Annotated in this window: 24 protein-coding genes; 10 read left to right on the plus strand and 14 right to left on the minus strand. The window is 68.8% G+C overall.

Features of this window, described 5'->3' with window-relative positions; all coding sequences use genetic code 11:
* Positions 1 to 64: 64 nt before the first annotated feature.
* From DMP23_RS42100 to DMP23_RS42110, 3 genes are read right to left on the minus strand one after another with little or no spacing between them, the layout of a single operon-like run.
* Positions 65 to 760: an ABC transporter ATP-binding protein gene (locus DMP23_RS42100; RefSeq protein ID WP_337824265.1), complete on the minus strand. Its 696-nt coding sequence runs from the start codon at positions 758 to 760 to the stop codon at positions 65 to 67.
* Complete coding sequence (locus DMP23_RS42105; protein WP_337824266.1) at positions 757 to 1,806, minus strand: peptidoglycan-binding protein; 1,050 nt, start codon at positions 1,804 to 1,806, stop codon at positions 757 to 759. The genes DMP23_RS42100 and DMP23_RS42105 overlap by 4 nt, the downstream gene beginning before the upstream one ends.
* On the minus strand, positions 1,803 to 2,309 hold the full coding sequence (locus DMP23_RS42110; protein ID WP_037816974.1) for a hypothetical protein: 507 nt from the start codon (positions 2,307 to 2,309) through the stop codon (positions 1,803 to 1,805). The genes DMP23_RS42105 and DMP23_RS42110 overlap by 4 nt, the downstream gene beginning before the upstream one ends.
* 148 nt (positions 2,310 to 2,457) lie before the next feature.
* On the opposite strand from DMP23_RS42110, the gene DMP23_RS42115 reads away from it, so the two are divergent.
* The 3 genes from DMP23_RS42115 (at position 2,458) to DMP23_RS42125 (ending at position 4,984) form a co-directional block, all read left to right on the plus strand.
* The gene (locus DMP23_RS42115) at positions 2,458 to 3,663 is read left to right on the plus strand and encodes a sensor histidine kinase (protein WP_337824267.1); all 1,206 of its coding nucleotides are present in this window, start codon (positions 2,458 to 2,460) and stop codon (positions 3,661 to 3,663) included.
* 42 nt (positions 3,664 to 3,705) lie between these two features.
* Entirely contained in the window at positions 3,706 to 4,374 is a 669-nt protein-coding gene (locus DMP23_RS42120; RefSeq protein WP_337824268.1) for a response regulator transcription factor, read from the plus strand.
* Positions 4,375 to 4,462: 88 nt separating this feature from the next.
* Positions 4,463 to 4,984 carry a hypothetical protein gene (locus tag DMP23_RS42125; protein WP_337824269.1) on the plus strand — a complete coding sequence of 174 codons (522 nt, stop codon included), beginning with the start codon at positions 4,463 to 4,465 and terminating at the stop codon, positions 4,982 to 4,984.
* Here DMP23_RS42125 and DMP23_RS42130 read toward each other — a convergent pair.
* A complete protein-coding gene (locus DMP23_RS42130) occupies positions 4,981 to 6,555 on the minus strand; it encodes a multicopper oxidase family protein (protein WP_337824270.1) in 1,575 nt (524 codons plus the stop codon). The genes DMP23_RS42125 and DMP23_RS42130 overlap by 4 nt on opposite strands.
* Positions 6,552 to 6,941, minus strand: a complete 390-nt coding sequence (locus DMP23_RS42135; protein ID WP_205670168.1) for a hypothetical protein — start codon at positions 6,939 to 6,941, stop codon at positions 6,552 to 6,554. Before DMP23_RS42135 ends, DMP23_RS42130 begins: the two co-directional genes overlap by 4 nt.
* A 107-nt stretch (positions 6,942 to 7,048) precedes the next feature.
* Between DMP23_RS42135 and DMP23_RS42140 the strand changes: the two genes are divergently transcribed.
* The gene (locus tag DMP23_RS42140) at positions 7,049 to 7,957 is read left to right on the plus strand and encodes a LysR family transcriptional regulator (protein ID WP_337824271.1); all 909 of its coding nucleotides are present in this window, start codon (positions 7,049 to 7,051) and stop codon (positions 7,955 to 7,957) included.
* Here the strand turns inward: DMP23_RS42140 and DMP23_RS42145 are convergent.
* Positions 7,909 to 8,607 (minus strand): hypothetical protein, encoded by a 699-nt coding sequence (locus DMP23_RS42145; protein ID WP_337824272.1) that lies wholly within the window; start codon positions 8,605 to 8,607, stop codon positions 7,909 to 7,911. The two genes, DMP23_RS42140 and DMP23_RS42145, sit on opposite strands and share 49 nt — an antisense overlap.
* 47 nt (positions 8,608 to 8,654) lie before the next feature.
* Between DMP23_RS42145 and DMP23_RS42150 the strand changes: the two genes are divergently transcribed.
* Complete coding sequence (locus DMP23_RS42150; protein WP_337824273.1) at positions 8,655 to 9,590, plus strand: helix-turn-helix transcriptional regulator; 936 nt, start codon at positions 8,655 to 8,657, stop codon at positions 9,588 to 9,590.
* Here DMP23_RS42150 and DMP23_RS42155 read toward each other — a convergent pair.
* From DMP23_RS42155 to DMP23_RS42165, 3 genes are all read right to left on the minus strand, one after another.
* Positions 9,577 to 10,359 carry a hypothetical protein gene (locus tag DMP23_RS42155; RefSeq protein ID WP_337824274.1) on the minus strand — a complete coding sequence of 261 codons (783 nt, stop codon included), beginning with the start codon at positions 10,357 to 10,359 and terminating at the stop codon, positions 9,577 to 9,579. The two genes, DMP23_RS42150 and DMP23_RS42155, sit on opposite strands and share 14 nt — an antisense overlap.
* A 9-nt stretch (positions 10,360 to 10,368) precedes the next feature.
* A complete protein-coding gene (locus DMP23_RS42160; RefSeq protein ID WP_337824275.1) occupies positions 10,369 to 11,052 on the minus strand; it encodes a papain-like cysteine protease family protein in 684 nt (227 codons plus the stop codon).
* A 251-nt stretch (positions 11,053 to 11,303) separates the two neighbouring features.
* Entirely contained in the window at positions 11,304 to 11,897 is a 594-nt protein-coding gene (locus tag DMP23_RS42165; RefSeq protein ID WP_337824276.1) for a TetR/AcrR family transcriptional regulator, read from the minus strand.
* Positions 11,898 to 11,975: 78 nt separating this feature from the next.
* On the opposite strand from DMP23_RS42165, the gene DMP23_RS42170 reads away from it, so the two are divergent.
* A complete protein-coding gene (locus tag DMP23_RS42170) occupies positions 11,976 to 12,467 on the plus strand; it encodes a DUF1453 domain-containing protein (RefSeq protein WP_336157546.1) in 492 nt (163 codons plus the stop codon).
* A gap of 6 nt (positions 12,468 to 12,473) precedes the next feature.
* On the opposite strand, the gene DMP23_RS42175 is transcribed toward DMP23_RS42170, so the two are convergent.
* Together DMP23_RS42175 and DMP23_RS42180 are read right to left on the minus strand one after the other, a co-directional pair.
* The gene (locus tag DMP23_RS42175) at positions 12,474 to 13,367 is read right to left on the minus strand and encodes a hypothetical protein (protein WP_337824277.1); all 894 of its coding nucleotides are present in this window, start codon (positions 13,365 to 13,367) and stop codon (positions 12,474 to 12,476) included.
* A gap of 58 nt (positions 13,368 to 13,425) precedes the next feature.
* The gene (locus DMP23_RS42180) at positions 13,426 to 14,634 is read right to left on the minus strand and encodes a cytochrome P450 (protein WP_337824278.1); all 1,209 of its coding nucleotides are present in this window, start codon (positions 14,632 to 14,634) and stop codon (positions 13,426 to 13,428) included.
* 93 nt (positions 14,635 to 14,727) lie between these two features.
* Between DMP23_RS42180 and DMP23_RS42185 the strand changes: the two genes are divergently transcribed.
* Together DMP23_RS42185 and DMP23_RS42190 are read left to right on the plus strand one after the other, a co-directional pair.
* Positions 14,728 to 15,525: a thymidylate synthase gene (locus DMP23_RS42185; protein WP_238604438.1), complete on the plus strand. Its 798-nt coding sequence runs from the start codon at positions 14,728 to 14,730 to the stop codon at positions 15,523 to 15,525.
* On the plus strand, positions 15,525 to 15,986 hold the full coding sequence (locus DMP23_RS42190) for a dihydrofolate reductase (RefSeq protein ID WP_134728189.1): 462 nt from the start codon (positions 15,525 to 15,527) through the stop codon (positions 15,984 to 15,986). The genes DMP23_RS42185 and DMP23_RS42190 overlap by 1 nt, the downstream gene beginning before the upstream one ends.
* On the opposite strand, the gene DMP23_RS42195 is transcribed toward DMP23_RS42190, so the two are convergent.
* Positions 15,983 to 16,885 (minus strand): S66 peptidase family protein, encoded by a 903-nt coding sequence (locus DMP23_RS42195; protein WP_337824279.1) that lies wholly within the window; start codon positions 16,883 to 16,885, stop codon positions 15,983 to 15,985. The genes DMP23_RS42190 and DMP23_RS42195 overlap by 4 nt on opposite strands.
* A gap of 90 nt (positions 16,886 to 16,975) precedes the next feature.
* On the opposite strand from DMP23_RS42195, the gene DMP23_RS42200 reads away from it, so the two are divergent.
* Positions 16,976 to 17,983, plus strand: coding sequence for an aldo/keto reductase (locus DMP23_RS42200; protein ID WP_337824280.1), 1,008 nt, complete (start codon positions 16,976 to 16,978; stop codon positions 17,981 to 17,983).
* Here DMP23_RS42200 and DMP23_RS42205 read toward each other — a convergent pair.
* Positions 17,952 to 19,133 (minus strand): winged helix DNA-binding domain-containing protein, encoded by a 1,182-nt coding sequence (locus tag DMP23_RS42205; RefSeq protein ID WP_337824281.1) that lies wholly within the window; start codon positions 19,131 to 19,133, stop codon positions 17,952 to 17,954. The two genes, DMP23_RS42200 and DMP23_RS42205, sit on opposite strands and share 32 nt — an antisense overlap.
* A 106-nt stretch (positions 19,134 to 19,239) precedes the next feature.
* On the opposite strand from DMP23_RS42205, the gene DMP23_RS42210 reads away from it, so the two are divergent.
* Entirely contained in the window at positions 19,240 to 19,686 is a 447-nt protein-coding gene (locus tag DMP23_RS42210; RefSeq protein ID WP_337824282.1) for a VOC family protein, read from the plus strand.
* Between the two features lie 46 nt (positions 19,687 to 19,732).
* On the opposite strand, the gene DMP23_RS42215 is transcribed toward DMP23_RS42210, so the two are convergent.
* Positions 19,733 to 21,163 (minus strand): FAD-binding oxidoreductase, encoded by a 1,431-nt coding sequence (locus DMP23_RS42215; protein WP_337824283.1) that lies wholly within the window; start codon positions 21,161 to 21,163, stop codon positions 19,733 to 19,735.
* Positions 21,164 to 21,303: the final 140 nt, after the last annotated feature.

A 21,303-nucleotide genomic window follows, 5' to 3' on the forward strand; every position in this document is an offset into this window, starting at 1 on the left:
AGTTTGCGGTCGGCAGCGACGTGCGGCAGGTCGGCAGCACCGAGCCGACCCGGCCCGGGCGCGGTCATTGCGGCACCGCCAGGTCGGCCGCACCAGTGTCGAGGCGTAGTTCCCCGTCGAGGATCTCGATTCGCCGCGGCATTCCGGCCGCGATCTCCCGGTCGTGCGTGATCAGCACGACCGTGGTGCCGCCAGCATTGAGTTCCGCGAGCAAGGACAGCACCGCCGCGCCATTGCCGGTGTCGAGGTTTCCGGTTGGTTCGTCGGCGAGCAGGATCGGCGGCGTGTTCACGACCGCCCGGGCGATCGCGACTCGCTGCCGTTCGCCGCCGGACAGTTCGCCTGGCAGATGTCCGGCGCGATGTCCGAGCCCGACCCGGTCGAGGGCCTCCAGCGCTCGCGTCCGGCGTTTTCGTTTCGGGACTCCGCTGTACAGCAGGCCGCCGCACACGTTGTTCACCGCGGTCTCGCCGTCGTCCAGGAAGAACTGCTGGAACACGAACCCGATCCACCGCGAGCGCAGTGCGGCGAGTTTGCGGTCGGACAGCTGAGCGACGTCGTGTCCGCGGATCTCGATCCGGCCTTCCGTCGGACGGTCGAGCGTGCCCATCAGTTGCAACAGCGTGGATTTGCCCGAACCGGACGGTCCGACGATCGCCGCCATCTCGCCGTCCGAAAAGGACAGTGAGACATTCCGCAATGCAGGCACGTTTCCGCCGTAGGTGCGCGACACCCGATACGCGGCCAGCACGGGGATCATGACGTGGTCACCACCCGCTGGCCCGCGTGCAGACCGGCGGCCTTGACCTCAACCTGCCCGCCCGAAAACAACCCAGTCTCGACGCCGACCAGCCGCCGCTTGCCCTGCTCGTCGATCTCGACCGCGTATCCGCCCTCGGCGAGCGCGACCAGCGCGCCGACCGGGACCACCAGCACGTCCTGGTGGACCTCCTTGGTGAACCGCACCGATACCGGGACATCGACGACGTCTCCGGCAGCAGCCGGGTCGTCCACCTGGATCTGGACAGTGACCTTCGCCTTGCCGGTTTCCTTGTCCTCCGCAGCGGTGTTCCCGAGATCGGTAATCGTGCCGGTCAGCGTGCGGCCGTTGAGCGAGACGGACACTTTCGCGCCCTTGACCGCGACGCTCTGCTTGGTCGCGTCCAGTTCGGCCTCCACGACGCGGGCCGTGCCGGTGTACTTGAAAACCTCGCCCGCGCCGGGGCCGCCGAGCTGGCCGGTCACCGACGACACCCGGATCTCGCCGGGGGCCAGCACGACGTCGGCCGGATCGAACGTCCCGGTCTGCGCCAACCCGAGCGATTTCTGCCAGCGTTTGAGCGCGGTCGCGGTCGCGGAGGTGAACTTCTCGTCCGGAGTGCCGAAACCGCCGTATCCCAGCGCTTTCAGGTTCTCTTCAAGCTCTTTGACGTCCGGTCCTTTGTCCACGCCGTCGTTCAGCACGCGATAGAACGGCAGAGTTCCGTAGAACAGCGGCACCGGCTTGGCGTCCACTGTGTACGCCGTCTTGCCGCGGCCGAGCACGTCGCCTCGGCCGGGCAGCCAGGTCACCGTGCCGTTCTTCTTGCCGCTCAGGGCAGATTCCTTGCCGTAGCCGAGTTTCCCGGTCGCGTTCTCCTCTTCCTTCAAGTCCGATTTGGTCACTTCGGCGGTCGCCACCGGCTTCGCCGCCGCGGCCGGTTCGCCGCCGGAGGCGACGTGGGTCAGCACGACCGCCGAGGTCGTGCCGAGCACGACGACCGTCGCTCCCGCGGCGATGAACCAGCGTCCTCGTTTCCCGGTCACTTTCCGGCCATTCCCATTCCGCACGCCTTGAGCGCTTCCTCGAATTTGGTCCCGTCGTCCTTCATCGGCAGCGCCTGTGCGCCGCCGTTCGCGTCCGGATCCGGCATGTCGACGCCGTGCTCGCGCATGCATTTGGCGTCCTTCCGGGCCTTGTCCAGTTCCTCCGGCGTCAGCTTCTTCGGCATTCCGCCGCCCGGCAGCAACTTCTTGCAGGCGTCGAGCGCCGCCATGGTCTTGGGATCGTTGGAGAAGTTGATGGTCGGGGCTTCGTTTTCGCCCGGATCCGGTGTGTCGACGCCGTGTTCGCGCATGCATTTCGCGTAGGCGCGCATCGCGTCCCGGTCCGCCGCGGGATCGGCTTTTCCGGCGGCGGCGTCCTGCTGCGGGCTTGCCTTCGGGCTGGAGATCGACGGCACCTGCGGCGCGGTTTCCCCGGACGAACACCCGGTGAGCAGCGCGAGCGCCAATCCGGCTCCGACAGCCGCCAGACGTGCTTTCCGCATCGGGATTCTCCTTCGCTCGGGCGGGTCGTTCCCGCCGGTGGCCCAGTAGTACCGACGCGGCGATACAGGCTCGTTAAGCGATCTTGTTTATCCTCTCCTTATGCCTGGATAGGACAGACTGTCGGCAGCCACGACCTGGGAGGACCCCTTGGCCGAGAAGAGCGCAGGCCCGCGCCGGGGGCCGCTGCGGCTGTCCGTGCGGACCCGGCTCACCGCGCTGTACGGCGGGTTCTTCCTGCTGGCCGGGCTCGTGCTGGTGGTGGTGACCTACACCGTCGTCAGCAACGAACTGCCCGCGCCCGCGCAGTATCTCGGCGACGGAGCCTCGCTGAGACTGAGCCAGGTCGCCGCCGACGTCGAATCGGTCCCGATGGAGGCGACGACGATCCCGATGCAGACCGTCCCCGCTTCCGCGGAGAAAGTGGCGACTGCCGTTCTTACCGATTACCGCAGCTCGACAATGTCCACTTTGGTCCTCGCGTCGGCGATCGCGCTGGTGGTCACCGCGGCGCTGGCCTTGCTGTTCGGCTGGTTCATGGCCGGACGCGCACTGCGGCCGTTGCACACGATCACCTCGACCGCGCGGCGGCTCGAAGCCGGGAAGCTCGATCAGCGGATCAACCTCGACGGTCCGCGTGACGAATTGAAGGAACTCGCCGACACCTTCGACAGCATGCTGGACCGTCTCGCCGGTTCGTTCGACAGCCAGAAACGGTTTGTAGCCAACGCTTCCCACGAGCTGCGCACTCCGCTCGCGGTGCAGCGGACGCTGATCGAAGTCGCGTTGGAAAACCCCGACGCCGGACCGGTGCTGACCAAACTGGGCGCGCATTTGCTGCAGACCAACGAACGCAGCGAACGGCTGATCGAGGGATTGTTGGTGCTCGCGCGCAGTGATCGCGGCCTGAGTGCCCGGGCTCCGGTGCGACTGGACAAAGTGGTCCGTTCCGTAGTGAAACTCACTGCCGCGCAAGCCAAAGAGGCTAGCGTGACCGTGGAGACCCGGCTGCGCGCGCGTACGGTGATCGGCGATGCCGTGCTGCTCGAACGCCTGGTGCTGAACCTGGTGAGCAACGCGATCAGCTACAACATCCCGGACGGCTGGGTCTCGATCACCATCGGCGCGACACCCGCGCTGAGCGTCCGCAATTCCGGGTCCAATGTGGATGAAAGCCAGGTCGCGGGCTTGTTCGAGCCCTTCCGACGAGGAAAACCGGATCGCACCGGCGCGGCGGACCATTCCGGACTGGGGCTGTCGATTGTGCGTTCGGTCGCCCGCGCGCACGACGGGGACGTGTCGGCGCGGGCGAATCCGAACGGCGGTTTGACGGTCGAGGTGCGGCTGCCTGCTTGATCCTTATCTCGCCTTTATCGCCGTTCAGGGCATGATGATCGAATGCGGGTACTGATTGTCGAGGACGAGCCGCTCCTCGCGGATTCGATCGCCGAGGGGCTGCGCCGCTATTCCATCGCGGTGGACGTCTGCTACGACGGCGGCGAGGCCCTCGAACGCGTCGCCGTGCACTCCTACGACGTCGTCGTCCTGGACCGGGACCTGCCGACCGTGCACGGCGACGAGGTCTGCGCGGCGATCGTCGACGCGGGCGGCGAGACCCGGGTCCTCATGCTGACCTCGGCCGCCGACGTCACCGACCGCATCGAAGGACTGAACCTCGGCGCGGACGACTACCTGACCAAACCGTTCGTCTTCGCGGAGCTGGTCGCCCGGGTGCACGCATTGGCCCGCCGGGCGCGTCCGGCGCTGCCGCCGGTGCTGGAGGCGGCCGGTCTGGTCCTGGATCTGCCCCGGCACCAGGCCTCCCGCGACGGTCGCTTCCTGCCGTTGTCGCCGAAAGAGTTCGCAGTGCTGGAGGTGCTGATGCGGGCCGACGGGACGGTGGTGAGCGCGGAGCAGCTGCTGGAAAAGGCGTGGGACGAGCACGCCGACCCGTTCACCAACACGGTGCGGGTCACCGTGATGACGTTGCGGCGGAAACTGGGCTCGCCGCCGGTGATCGAGACGGTCGCCGGAGCCGGATACCGGCTGGCCGCCACGCCCGCCTAGCCCGCCGCCGGTCCTTCACGGACGTTCCGGGACCGGTCCCCTCCACGCCGGGCTAGGTTTGCCGCCTCGGCGGCGAAGGAGGGGCCTGGTGGCGGAGCGAACGGTCGAGCGGACAAGGCGGTTACCGGCGGGCGCGGCACTCGCGATCGCATTCGCGGTACTGGTCGCCGTCCGCGAAACGGTGTTCCTGATCTGGCCGTCCGCCACAGTGGACTCCGTCCAGCCGAGCGGCCGCTGGGACCCGGTCGACGCGCTGTCGTTGATCGCGATGTACGTGCCCGCCGACGACGGCACCCTTTCGGTCAGCATGCTCGGCGGACTCGTCAGCCAGGTCCTCTGCGGAGTGTGCTGCCTGGCCGGCGCGATGCTGCTGGCGCTGCGCAACCCGCTCGGCCGGACGCTCGTGCTGCTCGGCGCGGGCAGCAGACTGCTGGTGGTCGCGGTCGCCATGGTCGTCGCGTTCGTGCCGATCGACGGCAGCCGGGTGCTCGACCCGGGCGGCGCGTCTCTGGTCTCGTTCTTCCTGATCGACGCGGACTGGGTGCTGCCGCTGCTGGTGTGCGCGTTCGCGACCGGCCGACGCGTGAAAACCTGGTTGCGACCGGGCTAAACGGTCTTGAACGTGGCCATCATCCCCATGTCCTCGTGCTCGGCGTTGTGGCAATGGAACATGTACCGCCCGCGGTACCCGTCGAACCGCGCGATCACCTCGACCGCCTCGCCGGGCCGAAGGTCCACAGTGTCCTTCCGGCCCGCGTCGTGCGGCGCGGGATCCTTGCCGCCGCGGGAAAGCACCTGGAAGTGCACCAGATGCAGGTGGATCGGATGGTGCAGATCCGCGACGAACCGCCAGATCTCGACGTCCCCGAGTTTCGGCTGAGCCGCGATCTTCGTCGGGGTGAAGGTCTCGCCGCCGATGGTCCAGCCGTGCCTGCCGTTGAACTGTCCACTTCGGAACGCGAACTCGCGGGTCACCGTCGCTTGTGCCCGGTCGAGTCGCTCCACTTCGGACAGTTTCGCCGGAATGCGGCTGTCGTCTTTCGCCCGGCGGGTGACGCGGAACCGCATTACCTGTGCGGTGGACCCGTTTCCGAGACGGTTGACCAGCGTGACCTCGGTACCCACCGGATAAGCGCCGAAGTCGACCACCATGTCGTACCGTTCGGCAGGCGCGATCGGCAGATGGTCGTGGCCGCGCGGTGCGTCGAGCAAGCCTTGATCCGACCCGATCTGCGTGAACGCGGGTCCGCTCGGCGGCGGCGGGTTGAGGGCGAGATCGTACCGGCGAGCGTTGGAACCGTTGAGGAATCGCAGGCGATACCGGGTCGCCGACACTTCCGCGACCGGCCACGGCGCGCCGTTCACCAGCAGTACGTCGCCGAGAACGCCTGCTGCGTAAGCGTCTTCCACTCCCGGCACGGTTCGCAACGAAGGGTCCAACGACGGGTATCGCATCGATCCGTCTTCGGCGAACGCGCGGTCGGTGATCATGAGCGGGATCTCTCGCTCGCCGTGCGGCAGTGGGAGCGCGTCTTCCTCGGCGTCGCGGACGAGGTGCAGTCCGGCGAGTCCGCGGTACACGGCCGGTCCGGTGAAATCCATCCGGTGGTCGTGATACCAGAGCATCGCGGCCTTTTGCTGCAACGGATACGTGTACTCGCGGGTGCCGGTGGTGACGACGGCGTCCGGGTCGGCCATCCCCGAATGCCCGTGCCCGGCACCGCCGAGATACCGGCCGTCGGCGGGCAGGACGAGATCAGTGGCGTAGCCGTCGGACTCCGGTGGCGTGCGCCCGCCGTGGAGATGCACGAAGGTCGGGACCGGAAGTTCGTTGCGGTGCCGGACAATCGTGGTCCGGCCGCTGCGAGACTCGATCGTCGGGCCGGGGAAAATGCCTTGGTAACCCCAGATCGGCGTGCGCAGTCCGGGCAGAATCTCCGCGGTGCTGGCCCGCTGCACGATCTCGTACCGGTCGACGCCGCCGTCGCGGGAGACCGGGTTCAGCACCGGCGGCAGCGGCAACGGAACCTGAAACGGTTGCGGCAGCGGTACTTCGCTGGTCAGCAGTTCGCCGGTGGCTGCGGCCGGCCGCAACAACCGCGGGGTGACGAACCCGGCTGTGAGCGCTACTCCGGCACCGCCCGCCAGCCCCAGAAACCGGCGGCGCGACATCCCGCTCATCGCCGTGCTCCAGTCCGCCAGATGCCGAACAGCGTCCCGAGCGCGATCGCGACCAGTGCGACGCCGAGCGGAATGTGCAGGTCAAGAGCACCGGCCTGCCCGGCGAAGTACTGCGCGGTCTCGCCGCCGGCCAGCAGCAGGCTCGCCCAGAACGGCCACTGGACGCCGCCGCGCCACCAGTACAGCGCGGCGGGCACGAGCTGCACGAGCGCGACCGTCGACACGATGTTCGCGCCGAGTTCGTGCATTGCCAGCATGCTGTAGTCGCCGATCAAATACCGTCCGGCGAACACCGGCTGACCCAGGATCGCGACGGCGTGCACCGTCACGACAACCCGCATCACCACCAGCAACGTCCGCCCGCGTGTCCGGGCCGCTTCGGCCACCGTTCCCCCTAGTGCGCGTAAGAATTCCCCCGTTCAGACGCTAAGCTGAACTTCTCATGCCGTCCAAGACCAAAATCGCCATGTACTCATGACCTCGGAGCTATGAGATGGACCTGCTGCAGCTGCGCTACTTCCAGGCGGTCGCCTACCGCGGCCACCTCAGCCAGGCAGCGGCCGAGCTGCACATCGCGCAGCCGTCGTTGAGCCGGGCGATCGCACGGCTGGAGGCGGATCTCGGCGTGCCGCTGTTCGAGCGCGCCGGACGGGGGCTGCGGCTCAACCACTTCGGCACCACGTTCCTGCGCCGCGTCGACCGGGCCCTGCGCGAACTCGACGACGCCCGCCAGGAACTCGTCGATCTGGCCAGTCTGGACCACGGCCGGGTCGCCGTCGCGTCGGAAACCCTGCTCACCGTCACCGGCCTGATGAGCGCCTTCCGCGCGGAGTACCCCGGCGTCGAACTGCGGCTGTACCAATCCTCGGCGGAAACCATGGCGCAGCAGTTGTGCGCGGGCGAGGTCGATCTGTGCTTCGCCTCGCAGCCGCTGCAGCAGCCCTGCCTCCAAGCGCGGGAACTGTTGCGCGAGGAGGTGATTCTCGCCGTGCCAAGCACGCACCGGCTCGCGCGGCGCAAACGCGTGCGGATGGCGGACCTCGCGAACGAGCCCATGGTGACCACCCGCCCCGGCTACTGGCCGCGCACCCTCTCCGACCGCCTCTTCGCCGAAGCCGGGCTGGAACCGAACTACTCCTGCGAGAGCGACGAACCCGGCGCGACCGGCCAGCTGATCGCGAGCGGGCTGGGGATCGGGCTGGTGCCGGAGGTCGCCCGACAGGCCGCCAAGGACGAGGCGGCCGTCGGGCTGGAGCTGGACGCTCCGGATTGCTATCGGACCTTGACCGTGGTGCAGCGTGCGGACGCGTACCTTTCCGCTGCGGCACAACGGTTGACAGAGTTCGCGATGGACTACTTCGGCACGGGAAGGTACCGGCCCGCGGACTCGAAAGCGATCTGAATCCTCCCGTGCACGCGCGGATTCAACAGCACCGTTCCGTCGAAATCCCCGCTGGACGCGAAGATCGCGACCGGCAGTGTGAGCGCCTGGAAGGGGAGCAGCTTGCCGAGCGTTTCCAGGATGACGTCCGCCAGCCCATCGTCGTGGTCGGCCGGCTCGGGCTCCCGTTGCCGACCACCGCCCGCAGCTCGTTCACGACGCGATCTCCCGCCGCAGACCGGGGCGACCTCGGCGCCGAGCCGTTCGATCGCGGCGAGGCGCTCCTGCTCCGGCATGCCGCCGAACTCGAGCTGGATCAACGCCCGGTTCAGTCCCTGGAACTCGGGGCAGGCAGGCAGTTTCTTGATCAGCTCCGCCGGACTGCCCACCTCCAGCGCCGGCCCGGGCGGCACCTGCGCTTCGAAGGCGGGCCGGGAGAGCAGCAGGCATTTGCCGCGCTGACGATTGTTCTCCAGCATGCCCTGTGCGAAGCAGGGATACCTGGCTTCCCGCGCCGCCTGCCGGTAGATCGCCGCGGTCTGTTCGACCGGCTGGACGACGAGCAGTTGCGCCTTCTGGCGGCTGTCTGGCGCGATCTCGAGGACCGCTAAGCCCGCGCAAGCGGGGTGATTTGTCCGATTCTCGACCATGGACGGTTGTTGCTCGCTCACGAACTGCTCATGCTGAACAGCTATTCGGCACGAGCAGGGGAAGCCAGATGCAGCAGCAGAGCTTGGCGGTCCGGTGGTCGGCGCGAACAGTCCGGTCCGGCCCGTTTCACCGTGCGTTGTCCGAGGCTGTCGACCGGCGAGGGTTGTCCCTGTCGCGGCTCCGCGCGCATCTCGCCGCGCACGGGGTGTCGGTCGCCGAGTCCACGCTGAGTTACTGGCAGCGCGGGCTGCGCAGCCCGTCCGCGCCCCGGTCGCTCGACGTCGTGCGCGCTCTGGAGTCGGTGCTGAACCTGCCGCCGGACAGTCTGGTGGTGCTGATCGGACCGCACCGGAGCGCGGACGCCGACCGCAGGCCGTCGCTGCCGGAACTCCAGCAGAGCTGGGCGGAGACGTTCGCGCTGCGCGACGAGTTGAGCGGAACGCCCGGCGTCGAGGAGAACGCGGACCTGGACGTCGCGACGGTGGTCGACGTGCTGACGCTCGGCGCGCAAGGCCGGACCGAGGAGATCTCGTCGACCATGGTGGTGCGCGCGCGAAGATCCGGTCCGGACAGCTTCCTGGTGACACACCAGGACGAGGACGGCAGCGACGTCACGGCGACCGAGATCATCGCGGTCGACGGCTGCCGGGTCGGGCGGGTGCGGCGCAGCGCGCGGTCGGCCGGAATGGTGTTCGAATTGCTCTTCGACCGCGGCCTCGCCGAGGGGGAGACGCACACGTTCGGGTTCACCCTGCGTCCCGCCGCCTCGGTCCGGCCGGGGAATTTCCACCGGGTCGTGCGCTCCCGCATGTCGGCCTACCTGCTGCGGCTGCGCTTCGACCCGGCCGCGCTGCCCGCGCGCTGCCTGCGGACCGTCCGGCCGAGGGAGGACCTGGAACTGCTAGTTCGCGAGCCGCTGTTCTGCGGACCGGGGAACACGGTCAGCGCCTACTTCGAGGAACTCGGCGTGGGCATCGCCGGGGTCGACCTCATTTGGGACTGATCCGCCGCTTCCTCCAGCGCCACCCCAGGAACGCGCCGCCGAGCACCACCGCGGAGCCGAGCACGATCAGCCCGACGACCAGCGAACCGGCCGGTCCGGTGTCGCGCTGAAGGGTCTGCTTGAACCCGAGCCCGCCGCCGCGCTGGTAATCCGAGCCGGGCTGCTTGTCGGCGTACCGGGAGTGCACCTGCTGCTGGTACTCGGCGATCGGCATGAACTGGCCGACCGGTGATTGCGGAAGGCTGGCCTGGAGCAGCACGACGCCGTCGCGGCCGAGGTCGTACCACCCGTTGATCTGCGGTTCGTTCAGCAGCACCGAACCCGGGCGCAGCCGGGCGCTCAGCGCCTCCTCGTCGTTGCCGGACAACACGTTCCCGACCGACCAGCCGGTCGGCGCGGCGTGGTCGGGCGCGGCGCGGAGGGTGGCTTTCGCGCCGGTTGCCGCGGTGGCCGTCACCGCGATCGCCCGCAGCACCCCGGCCGGCGCTCCCGGCTTGTCGGCGACGAAGTCCGGGTTGAGCGTGTAGACCGGGAAACCCTTGTGCTCCAGGGTGATCCGGCCCGGATCGGCGTGCCCGACCTGCCGGAAGTTCGACTTGGCGAAACTGATCGCGCGCGTCGTTTCCGCGGCTTTGACCGCGGCCGCGACGTCCTGCTCCGACGGCGGCGCGACCCACGAGGCCCCGGCGGCCTCGGCGGGACCGGCGGACAGGAGCACCGCGACCGCGATCGCCGCGCCGGCGGCGAACTTCCGGCAGATCTCACCCATGGCGGCTCGTCAGCCCTTCTTGATGTTGACGATGGTGTCGTTCCAGGTGAACTGGGCGTTGCTGCGGTACTGGTTGTAGTCCCAGGTCTGGTACCGCTCGTAGCTCGGCCACGGGTCGCCGACCATCAGCGACTGGTTCGAGCTGTCGTAGCCGTAGATCACCTCGGCGTGCCCGCCGCCGGAGGTCCAGTAGATGCCGGTCAGGTTCAGGATCCCGGAGTTGACCTGGTTCTGGATCGACGAGTAGCTGATCGGCCCGTTCGCGTCCTGCGCGGAGAACCCGGTGCCCTGGAAGCCCTGCACGATCTCGTAGATCTGGCCGCCCTCGTTCGGGCAGTACCCGGCCTGGGTGCCCTTGCCCGCCGCGCAGAACTCGGCCTGCGACGCGGTGCCGCCCTGCGACTGCTCGATGCTGGAGCCGTCCGCCGCCCAGCACCACTGGTCGTTTTCCTGCACCTGCTGGTTGTATTCGAGCTGCTTCGACACGGGCAGCGCCGCGGCGCGCAGGCCGCCGCCGACCGGCTGGACCTCGCGCACCTGGGTGTGCGTGGCGGTCTTGATGAGGCCGTTCGGCTGGTGCGCGTCGTTGGTCGACTGGGCCAGCGCGGTGCCCGGCAGCAACGCCACGGCAAGCGCGGCTGCCCCGGTCGCCGCCGTGATCCGGACTGTCCTCCGGGTGGGTCGGTAATCCATCGAATCTCCTTGTGCCAGACGGGGAAGGGAGCTCGCCGGGAGGCCCCGGCCGAGCATCACTGTGTGCTCGCCCACTCCCGCAGAGCAACGGCTCCGGCACGCGGTGTGAGTGTTCACAGCCGGTTCTGCGGGGAAATGACTGGCACCGCCGCGGTTTCGCTCACCGCGGCGACAGGGAATTCGCAATATTCACAGTGCGTTCACAAGCGATGAATCGCGTTTGCGGGGGTTTGTCCACAAGGGACCCGGGGTTACGGCAGGCTTCGCCGCAGCGCGGTGACGAGCAGTTCCGGCGGCGTCGATTCCGGGTGCAGCACCGCCTGCATGGTCAGTCCGTCGAGCAGTGCGGACAGGCGGACCGCTTCGACGTCCAGGTCCAGTTCCTCGGGAAGCCGGCCGAGCGCGACGGCCTCGCGCAGGATTCGCGTGATCAGGTCGCGCAGGTTCTGGTGCTGCGCGTCGGCGCTCGCGCGAAACGCCGGACGGGTGCGCGCGGCGACGGTGAACGCCAGCCAGGCCATCGCCTCGTCCCGGCGTTCGTCGTCGAGCGGGAGGAACTCGGCGAGCAGGTCTTCGACCAGCGTCCGGCGGCCGGTTTCGGCGGCGAGCAGCCGGTCCGCGCGAACCGCGACCCGCTCGCCGATCCGGCGGCCGAGCTGGTCCATGGTGAAGATCATCATCGCTTCGTGGTCGGCGAAGTAATGCCGGATCGACCCGATCGCGAGGCCCGCTTCCTTGGCCACGTTGCCGAGCGTCGCGCCTTCGACCCCGGAGCGGCGCACTACCCGGACCACGGCTTCGCTGACAGCTTTGCGGCGGTCTTCCGGCACCACGATCTTGGGCATGGTTGCGTTTATAGCACGGTGGTGCCACGATGGATTTAGCATGAAAGTGCTAAAATGTATCCTGAGGGAGGGTCCGTGATGAGCGGATGGGTACTCGTGAGCTTGGTAGTCGGTGTCGTAGTGATGCTGGTGTTCCGGATGCTCGGGGAGCCGTTGAACTGGCGTGACACCGTCGCGCCGCCGATCGTGCTGATCGCGATCGGCGTCGCGGGGGTTGTCGGATTCAAGGGGCTGACCAGCGCTGACGTGTGGTGGATCGTCGGCAGTTGCGCGGTCGGTCTCGCCTTCGGAGCGGCGCGCGGCGCGACGATCCGGCTGTATGCGAAGAAGGGCGAACTGTGGCAGCGCTACCGGAAATCGAGCCTCGCGCTGTTCGTGCTCGGCGTTGCCGTCTCGATCGGATTCACTGTGCTGGCAGTGAAATGCGGCATGCACGAACAGGCGAGGCCCTACCAGTTGGCGATCGGGGTCAGCTTCGCCGGGGAAGCGCTGGTGCTCATCCCGCGCGGGCTGGCCTCGGAGGTGCCATTCGCGAGGGACAAAGAACGGCGATGGCTTCCGTCCCGATGAATCCGCTTAGGACAGTTCGGCCTGGCGTCGCTTCAACTCGGCAATGACCTGGTCAAACACGGCGCGATGGGCTTCCAGGCGCGAGAGCGTCAGGCTGATCGATTCCTGCACTTCTGGCACGTCCTCGGCGGCGATCTCCACGTGGTCCGCTCGCTCAGCAGTAGTCGTCCCAACGGTCAACGGACGGTCGGCTCGCGGAAGAAGCCGCCCTTGCGGTTCCCGATCGAGCCAGGACGCCATGTCCCGCATCTCGTCCTCCAGTCGCACCGTCCACGACTGCCGTTGTCGTTCCGTCCGGCCCGGATCGCGGCGTTCCCAGCCCGCGACGACCATGTCCTCGATCGCCGCGGCGGCGGTGCGGCACGCGACTTCCAGGCGGGGCAACGGATCCAGCCCGACTGCCGAGATCTCCTCCAGGATCGGTTCGCCCGCGGTCCACACCCCGTCGACCGTGTGGGTTTCGGCGACGTCGTGCGCGGTGGCGAGCAACGCGCTGATCGCCTCGCGCACCTTCGCCACATCGGCCGGGTCCAGATCCTCGTCGGTCAGCCGATGCGGTGATTCGGTGCGCGGCGGGCGTTCCTTGGCCGGCCAGGAACGCGTCCCGCCGCGCCGCCGGTAGTGCTGCTGCATCGCCTGTTTGGAGCGGTTGCCGTACTCCGCTCCGAGCTGTTCCCAGGTCCAGCCGCGGTCGAGGACCGATTCGATCAGCGTGACCTCAGCGCGGTCCAGGTCTTGCCGGACGTCGGGGACCAGGCGCAACGCTCCCGCCGCGTCCTCGGCGCTCAGGTCCTCGCCGGGCGGGCGGCCGGATCTCGCCGCGCGGACCAGTTCGGTGAGGAAGGGGTTCTCGCGTTGCCGGAAGTACCGGGTGGCCATTGCCTGCACGGAGTCCGTCATGGTCGTCAACGTATCGGTTGACGCAGGCGTGCGTCAACCGATACGTTGACGACAGGTGTCACCAGGTCACGGGCAGCTCGTGGACGCCGTAGATGTTCATGCCGGTCCGCAGCGGCACCTCCTCCGGCGGGACGGCGAGGGCGAGCGTCGGGAAGCGCTGCAGCAGCCCGGCGAATCCCGCGCGCATTTCGATCCGGGCGAGCTGCTGTCCGAGGCATTGGTGCACGCCGTGGCCGAACGACACATGCGTGCGCGCATTCCGTTTGACGTCGAGCTCGTCGCCTTCGGGAAAACGCGAAGGATCGCGGTTGGCGGCCAGCATCGAAATGAGGACGGTCGATCCCTTGCTGATCTTTTCGCCGCCGAGTTCGAGGTCTTCGGACGCGTAACGGAACAGAACGTCGACCACCGCCAGATAGCGCAGCAGTTCCTCGACCGCGCCCGGAATCAGATCCGGGTCGGCGCGCAGTGCGGCCATTTGCCCGGGATTTTCCAGCAGCGCGAAAGTGCCGAGCGCCAGCATGTTCGCCGTGGTTTCGTGCCCGGCGAGCAGCAGCAGGAAGCCGATGCCGACCAGTTCCTCGATGCTCAGGTCGTCGTCGCGGGCCAGGTCGGACAGGATGTCGGCCCCGGGGTCCGCGCGCTTGTCGGCCGCCAGCTTTCCGAGGTACGAAGTGAGCGCCGTCCAGGCGGCCATTTTGTCCTCGATGCTCTGGTCCCGGAGCATCATCTGAGTGGAGTTCTTCTGGAACGTCTCCCGGTCGGAATACGGGACGCCCAGCATTTCGCAAATCACCAGCGAAGGAACCGGAAGCGCGAATTCCTGCACCAGATCGGCGGGCCGCGGACACTCGGCGAGGTGATCGAGCTGCCGCTGCGCGATTTCGGTGATGTGCTCCTCGAGCTGTTTCATCCGGTTGACGGTGAACGCGCCGGTGAGCTTCCGGCGCAGCCGGGTGTGGTCCGGCGGGTCCATCGTGATGAACAGGCCAGGCACCTGCGGCGACGGATCGAACTCCTGCTGCGCCTCGGGCATGCTCGGCGTTTCGTAGGGCACGTGCACCGCGCCGAGGTCCTGGCGCGAGCTGAACCGCGGGTCGGCGAGCGCCTGGCGGACCGCGTCGTAGCCGGTGACCAGCCAGCCGTCGTGCCCGTCCGGGAACTTCAGCGGGCTCACCGGCCGGGTCTCCCGCAGCCGGGTGATGGCGGACGGCGGGGCGAACGGGCCTGCGTCGCGTTCGAGCGGCAGGCCGGGCGGGCGGGTCATCTTCGGATCCCCTCTCGGTGGTGGTGCGACCAGCGTCACCGCGGCGGCTGATATCCCGCTGACACGGCGCTGGCTCGACTACCATCCGCAGACATGCCGGACACGCAGTACGAAGACCTGCTTCAGCACGTGCTCGACACCGGAGCCGCGAAGGGCGATCGCACCGGTACGGGCACGCGGTCGATTTTCGGGCACCAGCTGCGCTACCGGCTGGCCGACGGATTCCCGCTGATCACCACCAAAAAGGTGCACTTCCGGTCCATCGCGTACGAACTGCTGTGGTTCCTGCGCGGCGACTCGAACGTCACTTGGCTGCGTGACCACGGCGTCACGATCTGGGACGAATGGGCGGCCCCGGACGGCGACCTCGGCCCGGTGTACGGCGTGCAATGGCGGTCCTGGCCGACCCCCGACGGCGGGCACGTCGACCAGATCAGCGACGTGCTGCGGACGCTGCGCGAGAACCCGGACTCCCGGCGGATCATCGTGTCGGCCTGGAACGTCGGCGACATCCCGCAGATGGCGCTGCCGCCGTGCCACGCGTTCTTCCAGTTCTACGTCGCCAACGGCGAACTGTCCTGCCAGCTGTACCAGCGCAGCGCGGACCTGTTCCTCGGCGTCCCGTTCAACATCGCGAGCTACGCCCTGCTGACGCACATGATCGCCGACCAGGTCGGCCTGCGCGTCGGCGATTTCATCTGGACCGGCGGCGACTGCCACATCTACGACAACCACGTGGACCAGGTGCGCAAGCAGCTTTCCCGGGACGCGCGGCCGTTCCCGACGCTGAGCCTGAAGCCGGCGGAGAGCCTGTTCGACTACCGCTACGAGGACATCTCGCTCGAGGGCTACGACCCGCACCCCGGCATCAAGGCTCCGGTGGCCGTCTGATGATCGGGCTCATCTGGGCGCAGGCGGCGAACCGCGTCATCGGGCGCGACAACGCGTTGCCGTGGCACATCCCGGAGGACATGAAGCACTTCCGCACGGTGACCGCGGGCGCGACGGTGCTCATGGGACGCCGCACGTGGGAGTCGCTGCCGGAACGCGTCCGGCCGTTGCCCGGGCGACGGAACCTGGTGGTCTCCCGCACGCCGCAGGAGGGCGCGGAGACGTTCCCTGACCTGGAGCAAGCGTTTGCGGCCGCTGAAGGTGACGTCTGGGTGATGGGCGGCGCGCGGATTTACCAGGAGTCGCTGCCGTTCGCCGACCGGATCGAGGTGACCGAACTCCGGGAGTCCTTCGAGGGCGACGTCTACGCGCCGGAGATCGGCCGGGAACCGGACACGGTCGGCGAGTGGCAGGAGTCGAAGAACGGGCTGCACTACCGGCACCTCAGCTGGGGTGCCTAGCCGACAGCGGGCCCGACGGTGAGCGTGTCCCCGTCGATCTTCGCGACCGGTCCGAGCGGGATCGACAACGGGTCGTCACCGTGGCCGACGTCGATGCCGCCGAGTACCGGGACGCCCAGCGCGCCGAGCCGGTCGCGCAGCACGTCCAGCACGGTCCAGCCGCGGTCGGTGTAGTCCTCGAACCCGGGGAACCGGCCGAGCGCGACCCCGCGCAGACCGCGCAGCGAACCGGACCGCATGAGGTGCGTCAGCTGCCGGTCGACCTGGCCGAGCCCGATCGCGCGCGGGGCTTCGAGGAACAGGATCGCGCCGTCGAGACTGGGCAGTCCGGCTCCGATGAACCCGATGACGGTGCCGAGATGCCCGCCGACCAGGTTCCCGGTGGCGGTGCCGGGGAACGAGACCGCGGCGGTGAGCGCGGCGGGGTCCCGGTGCAGTGTCGTGGGCTCGGTTTCGAACAGCAGCCGCCGGGTCGATTCGGCGGAGCGCGCACCGGCGAGGAAACCGTGGATCCCGGCGATCCGGCAGTGCCGCCAGAGCGCGAGGTGCAGGTTGGTGATGTCGCTGAACCCCATGAGCGGCTTGGGATCCGCCCGGACGGCGGCGAAATCGATCCCGTCGGCGATCCGGTACGCCCCGGCCCCGCCGCGGGTCGCGATGACCGCGCGCACGGCGGGATCGCGGTAGGCGGCGTTGAGATCGGCGAGCCGGTCCTCGTCGAGTCCGGCGAGGTAACCGTGCCGGTCGAGGGCGTGCTCGCCGACCTCGACGATGAGGCCCCAGCTTTCCAGCGTCCGCACGGATTCCGCGAGCAGTTCTTCGGTGGGCCAGCTGGCGGGGGAGACGAGCCGGACCCGGTCTCCGCGTCGGAGCCGGGGCGGCCGCACGGCGTCGGTCACCCGAGCACTTTCCCAGACTTCCCGCAGTAGCGGACACCGCCTGGCCGCTTCCCCTGCCACGGTGACCTGCTCAGGAAAGGAAACCGGCACATGCAAATGCGGCTTTTGGGGCGGACCGGGATCAAGGTCAGTGCCTACTGCCTCGGCACGATGAAGTTCGGGCAGATCGGCAATCCCGATCACGGCGAGTGCGTCCGGATGGTGCACCGGGCGCTCGACGCGGGGATCAACTTCGTGGACACCGCTGACGTTTACGGGCCAGGTGGGGAGTCCGAAGAAATCCTCGGCGCGGCGTTGAAGGGCCGCCGCGACGACGTTGTCGTGGCCACGAAAGTCAACGGCTCGATGGGCCCAGGCCGCGGCGGGAGCTCGCGGCGCTGGATCGTCGCGGAGGTGGAACAGTCGTTGCGGCGCTTGCGAACCGACCATCTCGACCTGTACCAGCTCCATCACCCTGACCCGGACACCGATCTGGAAGAAACCCTCTCCGCGCTCACCGATCTGGTGCGCAGCGGCAAGGTGCGCGCCGTCGGGTCCTCGAACTTCCCGGCGTCCGAGATCGTCGAAGCCCAGTGGGTGGCGCAACGCGCGGGGCTGGCCCGGCTGCGGACCGAGCAGCCGACGTATTCACTGCTCAACCGGGGGATCGAGAGCGAAATCCTGCCGGTGTGCGACCGGTACGGCATGGGGGTCCTGGTGTGGAGTCCGCTCGCGATGGGACTGCTGACCGGCCGCTATCGGCCCGGCGGCGAGCGGCTCCGGGAAGCGCAGCTGCGGTTCGTGCCGCGGCACATGAGCGACGAGCGCAAGCACGCGGCGGTCGAGCAGTTCGCTCAGGTGGCCGACGACGCCGGGCTTTCGCTGCCGCATCTGGCGCTGGCGTTCGCGGTCAACCATCCCGCCGTGACGTCCGCGATCCTCGGCCCCCGGACGTTGCCGCAGCTCGACGACCTGCTGGCGGGCGCCGAGACCCGGCTGGACGACGATGTCCTGGACCGGATCGACGAGATCGTCGCGCCGGGTGCCGACGTGGGTCCGATCGACGTGTCGTACGTTCCGCCGTCGCTTACCGACCCGAAGCTCCGCCGCCGCGGCTGATCCGTCCCTGAACCATCGGCGGCACGTAACCGGTCGCGACCACCTCACCGTCGAACCAGGCAGTGAGTTTCGCGGCCTCCTCTTCCAACGTCGCCGCGGCAGCGAGAGACAACGGTTCGATCGGGACGACCGCCACCGTCCCGTCCGGCTGCTGCGTCCAGGTCCCGACGATCCGCCCGTTCCACCACGCGGTCGGACCGGCGTTGCCCGCACCGTCGAAAAGGTGCGGGCCGTGGTCGCCGAGGTAGAAGTCGCGGCGGCGCCAGCCCATCGTCGTCGGGTCGAGGGTCGGGAGAAGCGCCGCCCAGTCCTGGTCGAGGCGGACCTCTTCGGCATCGTCGGGGTGCAGCCACGCCGGGGTGCCGTCCTCCAGCAGGGCGGGCGTCGCGCCGACGTCGTCCAGCGCCCGGCGGACCGCGGTTTTCGTCGCGCCGAGCCACCACACCAGGTCGTCCTCGGCCCCCGGCCCGAACGACCACAGCCAGCGCCGCACCAGTTCCTGGTAGCCCTCGCGTTCGTCCAGGACGCCTGGATCCTCGCCGAGCCACTGCTCGACCGCCGTCCACACTGGACGGGAGACCTGCCAGCGTCCGGCGTTGTCCCCGCGGACTACCGAACCGCTCGACGCCAGCACGGAAAGCACCCGGGAGCCGACCGGGGCGAGCACCGCAGGCCGTCCCTCGGCGGCGATCCGCGCGTTCAACTCGGGAATGCGATCACGCAGCTGTGCGGTAGTGCCGGGTTCTTCGCGGATCGCCTGCAATGCCTCGGCGCACCGGTCGGCGACCCACGCAGGACCGTCGTCTATTCCGGCGAGTTCGGCGTCTTTGGCCAGCCGTGCGGTCATCTGCTTCGCAACTCGGGCCGACGCACTTCCCCTTGCCGCGGCGAGCAAATCGACCGGAAACGCGAAGACGGTCCGGCGCATCGCCAACTGCCGCACCACGGTCCGCTTGCCGAACAGAGCGTCCGAAATGGACTCGCGGTCGGCGCGGGACCGGGCGTACGCGGACAGATAGATGCTGCTGGCCTCAGTCGCGTGCAAGCACGTGACCGCGCGGACGGCGGCCTCCACTCCGGACGCGGCGGTCGCCAACGCGTGCCGCAGCCCGATCCGGTCACGCCGCTCGGCGTCGGTCACCTTTCGCATGGTTTCGATCATGCCGGAAGTAGCGGTCACTGCCTGACCGCTACTGCTGCGAGTCTCGGTTCCAGCGCGGGAACGAGTCCGGCGCGGGAATCGAGGAGTCGAAATCATGGCAGTGCACGCCGTCGCCCACTTGAACTTCCGGGGCGAGGCCAGGGAGGCGCTCGAGTTTTACCGGTCGGTGTTCGGCGGGGAACTCCGGATCGCCACGTACGGCGACTTCGGCATGCCCCAGGAGGCACCCGGCGCGGACCGCGTGGTGTTCGGTCAGGTGACGGGCGAGAACGGGTTCCAGGTGATGGCTTACGACGTGCCGGGCGTCGCGACCGCCGCCCCGGTCGGCGAGACCACTCGCGAGAACGGGATGACCATCACCACGGAGAAGTTCTTCCTGTCCGTCAGCGGTGATTCCGTCGACGAGGTCGGCGGATTCTGGAAGAAGCTGTCCGAAGACGCGACGGTCGTCGAGGCGTTCGGCCCGTCGCAGTGGGCCCCGGCGTTCGGAATGCTCCGGGACCGCTTCGGCGTCACCTGGATTCTGCAGGTCGCCGCGTAGCCCGCCGGTCTGCGGCCGGAGTCCTGCGCCGGCCGCAGACCGGCTTTCACACCGGGCGCGGCGAGAGACCCTGCTCGAACGCGAGCACCCCGCTCGGGTCGTACTTCGCCGCTGCCGCCCGGAGCGCCGGAAGGTTCACCCCGTAGTACGCGGTGGCCCAGTCCTGCTGGTCGTCGTTGATGTAGTTGACGTACGCGCCGCCGGTGGCGATCTCCGCCAGCTGTGCCTGAACGTCGTTCACCTCGTGCTTCGCGGTCTCCCGGTCGACGTCCGGGGCGGCGCTGAGGTAGACCTGCACGTCGCCGAAAACCCCGCGGTGGGCGAACGCGGTGTCGGTGGGCCGGACGTCGGAGACCGCCGCGTCGAGCGGGTTGATCTCCAGCGCGACCTTGGTCTCGCCGGTGACGAGCGCGCTCAGCCGCGCCGGGTCGGCTTTCTTCGCCAGAACCCGGGAAGCAGCCATGAATCGGCGGCGCTCCAGGCTTCCGGACCAGAAATCCATCGCGCCCAGGTAGTCCGTCTCCTGGAAACCGCTGACCGTGCCCTTGACTCCGGCCCGGCGCTCCAGATCGGCGATGAGTTCGCGGGCCTGCTGTTCGCCGCCGAGGAGGCAGCCCGGGACGCCCGCCGCCGGGTTCGGGCCGCCGAGCACCGAGATGTTCGACCAGAATTCCCTTGGCGCGGCGGTGATCCAGTCCTGCCAGGCTCCGTAGACGTCGGTGCCGGAGCCCTCGGGGAAGTTCACCACGAACACCGTGACCCGCGGCGGCGCGGGAACCGTGCGGAAGGTGAACTCCGTGGTGACCCCGAAATTCCCGCCGCCCCCGCCGGTGAGCGCCCAGCCGAGGTCCGAGCCCCGGTCGACCGAATGCACCCGGAAGTCGCGCGGCGTCACGACTTTCGCGCCGTCCAGGTGGTCGCAGGTGAGTCCGTACTTCCGCATCAGGACGCCGATCCCGCCGCCGAGCGCGAGCCCGGCGATGCCGACCGAGCCGCATGTGCCGCCCGGCAACGCGCGTCCTTCGGCGGCGAGCGCGTGATAGACGTCGAGCAACCGGGTGCCCGCACCCACGACGGCGGTGCCGTTCCGGCGGACCTCGACGCGGTTCATCAGCTTGAGGTCCGCGACCAATCCGTTGCCCGGAGTGGAATAGGCGACGTAACTGTGCCCGCCGCTGCGGGCCGCGAACTTGACGGTGTTTTCCGCGGCGAACTCGAGGCACTTCCGGACGTCGTCGGCGTCGGCGCACCGGGCGATCGCCGGCGGATAGCGATCGTCGTAGAGCAGGTTGAACGGCGGGCGGATTTCCGCGTAGCCGGCGTCAGTCCGCTGCAGCAGCGCGCCCCGCAGTCGCCTGCGCAACCTGGCCCAGTCCGGCTCCTTTTCCCCGGCGTGGGCAACGGTTCCGGTCCCGGCGACGGCCGCGCCCGCCGCGACCGCGGACAACTGCAAAAGACGACGACGGCTCAACGTCATGGACGACCCCTCCACGGCTCAGCGGCCCGCGCGCACGAGAAGAAACCCGCCGGCCCGCCCCGAGATTCCCCTTGTCCGACGCCGCCAGCATAGACTAATCTTTCCGAAATAGAAGACGCATCTACGGTATTTCGAAAATG

It is taken from the genome of Amycolatopsis sp. A1MSW2902 (genome assembly GCF_017312175.1).
GTDB classification, from domain to species: domain Bacteria; phylum Actinomycetota; class Actinomycetes; order Mycobacteriales; family Pseudonocardiaceae; genus Amycolatopsis; species Amycolatopsis nivea.

Bases quoted from the DNA above. Each gene is read 5' to 3' on its own strand.
- DMP23_RS42100 (WP_337824265.1), bottom strand. From the start codon at position 760: ATGATCCCCGTGCTGGCCGCGTATCGGGTGTCGCGCACCTACGGCGGA.
- DMP23_RS42110 (WP_037816974.1), bottom strand. From the start codon at position 2,309: ATGCGGAAAGCACGTCTGGCGGCTGTCGGAGCCGGATTGGCGCTCGCG.
- DMP23_RS42120 (WP_337824268.1), top strand. From the start codon at position 3,706: ATGCGGGTACTGATTGTCGAGGACGAGCCGCTCCTCGCGGATTCGATC.
- DMP23_RS42130 (WP_337824270.1), bottom strand. From the start codon at position 6,555: ATGAGCGGGATGTCGCGCCGCCGGTTTCTGGGGCTGGCGGGCGGTGCC.
- DMP23_RS42140 (WP_337824271.1), top strand. From the start codon at position 7,049: ATGGACCTGCTGCAGCTGCGCTACTTCCAGGCGGTCGCCTACCGCGGC.
- DMP23_RS42150 (WP_337824273.1), top strand. From the start codon at position 8,655: ATGCAGCAGCAGAGCTTGGCGGTCCGGTGGTCGGCGCGAACAGTCCGG.
- DMP23_RS42155 (WP_337824274.1), bottom strand. From the start codon at position 10,359: ATGGGTGAGATCTGCCGGAAGTTCGCCGCCGGCGCGGCGATCGCGGTC.
- DMP23_RS42160 (WP_337824275.1), bottom strand. From the start codon at position 11,052: ATGGATTACCGACCCACCCGGAGGACAGTCCGGATCACGGCGGCGACC.
- DMP23_RS42165 (WP_337824276.1), bottom strand. From the start codon at position 11,897: ATGCCCAAGATCGTGGTGCCGGAAGACCGCCGCAAAGCTGTCAGCGAA.
- DMP23_RS42170 (WP_336157546.1), top strand. From the start codon at position 11,976: ATGAGCGGATGGGTACTCGTGAGCTTGGTAGTCGGTGTCGTAGTGATG.
- DMP23_RS42175 (WP_337824277.1), bottom strand. From the start codon at position 13,367: ATGACGGACTCCGTGCAGGCAATGGCCACCCGGTACTTCCGGCAACGC.
- DMP23_RS42180 (WP_337824278.1), bottom strand. From the start codon at position 14,634: ATGACCCGCCCGCCCGGCCTGCCGCTCGAACGCGACGCAGGCCCGTTC.
- DMP23_RS42185 (WP_238604438.1), top strand. From the start codon at position 14,728: ATGCCGGACACGCAGTACGAAGACCTGCTTCAGCACGTGCTCGACACC.
- DMP23_RS42190 (WP_134728189.1), top strand. From the start codon at position 15,525: ATGATCGGGCTCATCTGGGCGCAGGCGGCGAACCGCGTCATCGGGCGC.
- DMP23_RS42200 (WP_337824280.1), top strand. From the start codon at position 16,976: ATGCAAATGCGGCTTTTGGGGCGGACCGGGATCAAGGTCAGTGCCTAC.
- DMP23_RS42205 (WP_337824281.1), bottom strand. From the start codon at position 19,133: ATGCGAAAGGTGACCGACGCCGAGCGGCGTGACCGGATCGGGCTGCGG.
- DMP23_RS42210 (WP_337824282.1), top strand. From the start codon at position 19,240: ATGGCAGTGCACGCCGTCGCCCACTTGAACTTCCGGGGCGAGGCCAGG.
- DMP23_RS42215 (WP_337824283.1), bottom strand. From the start codon at position 21,163: ATGACGTTGAGCCGTCGTCGTCTTTTGCAGTTGTCCGCGGTCGCGGCG.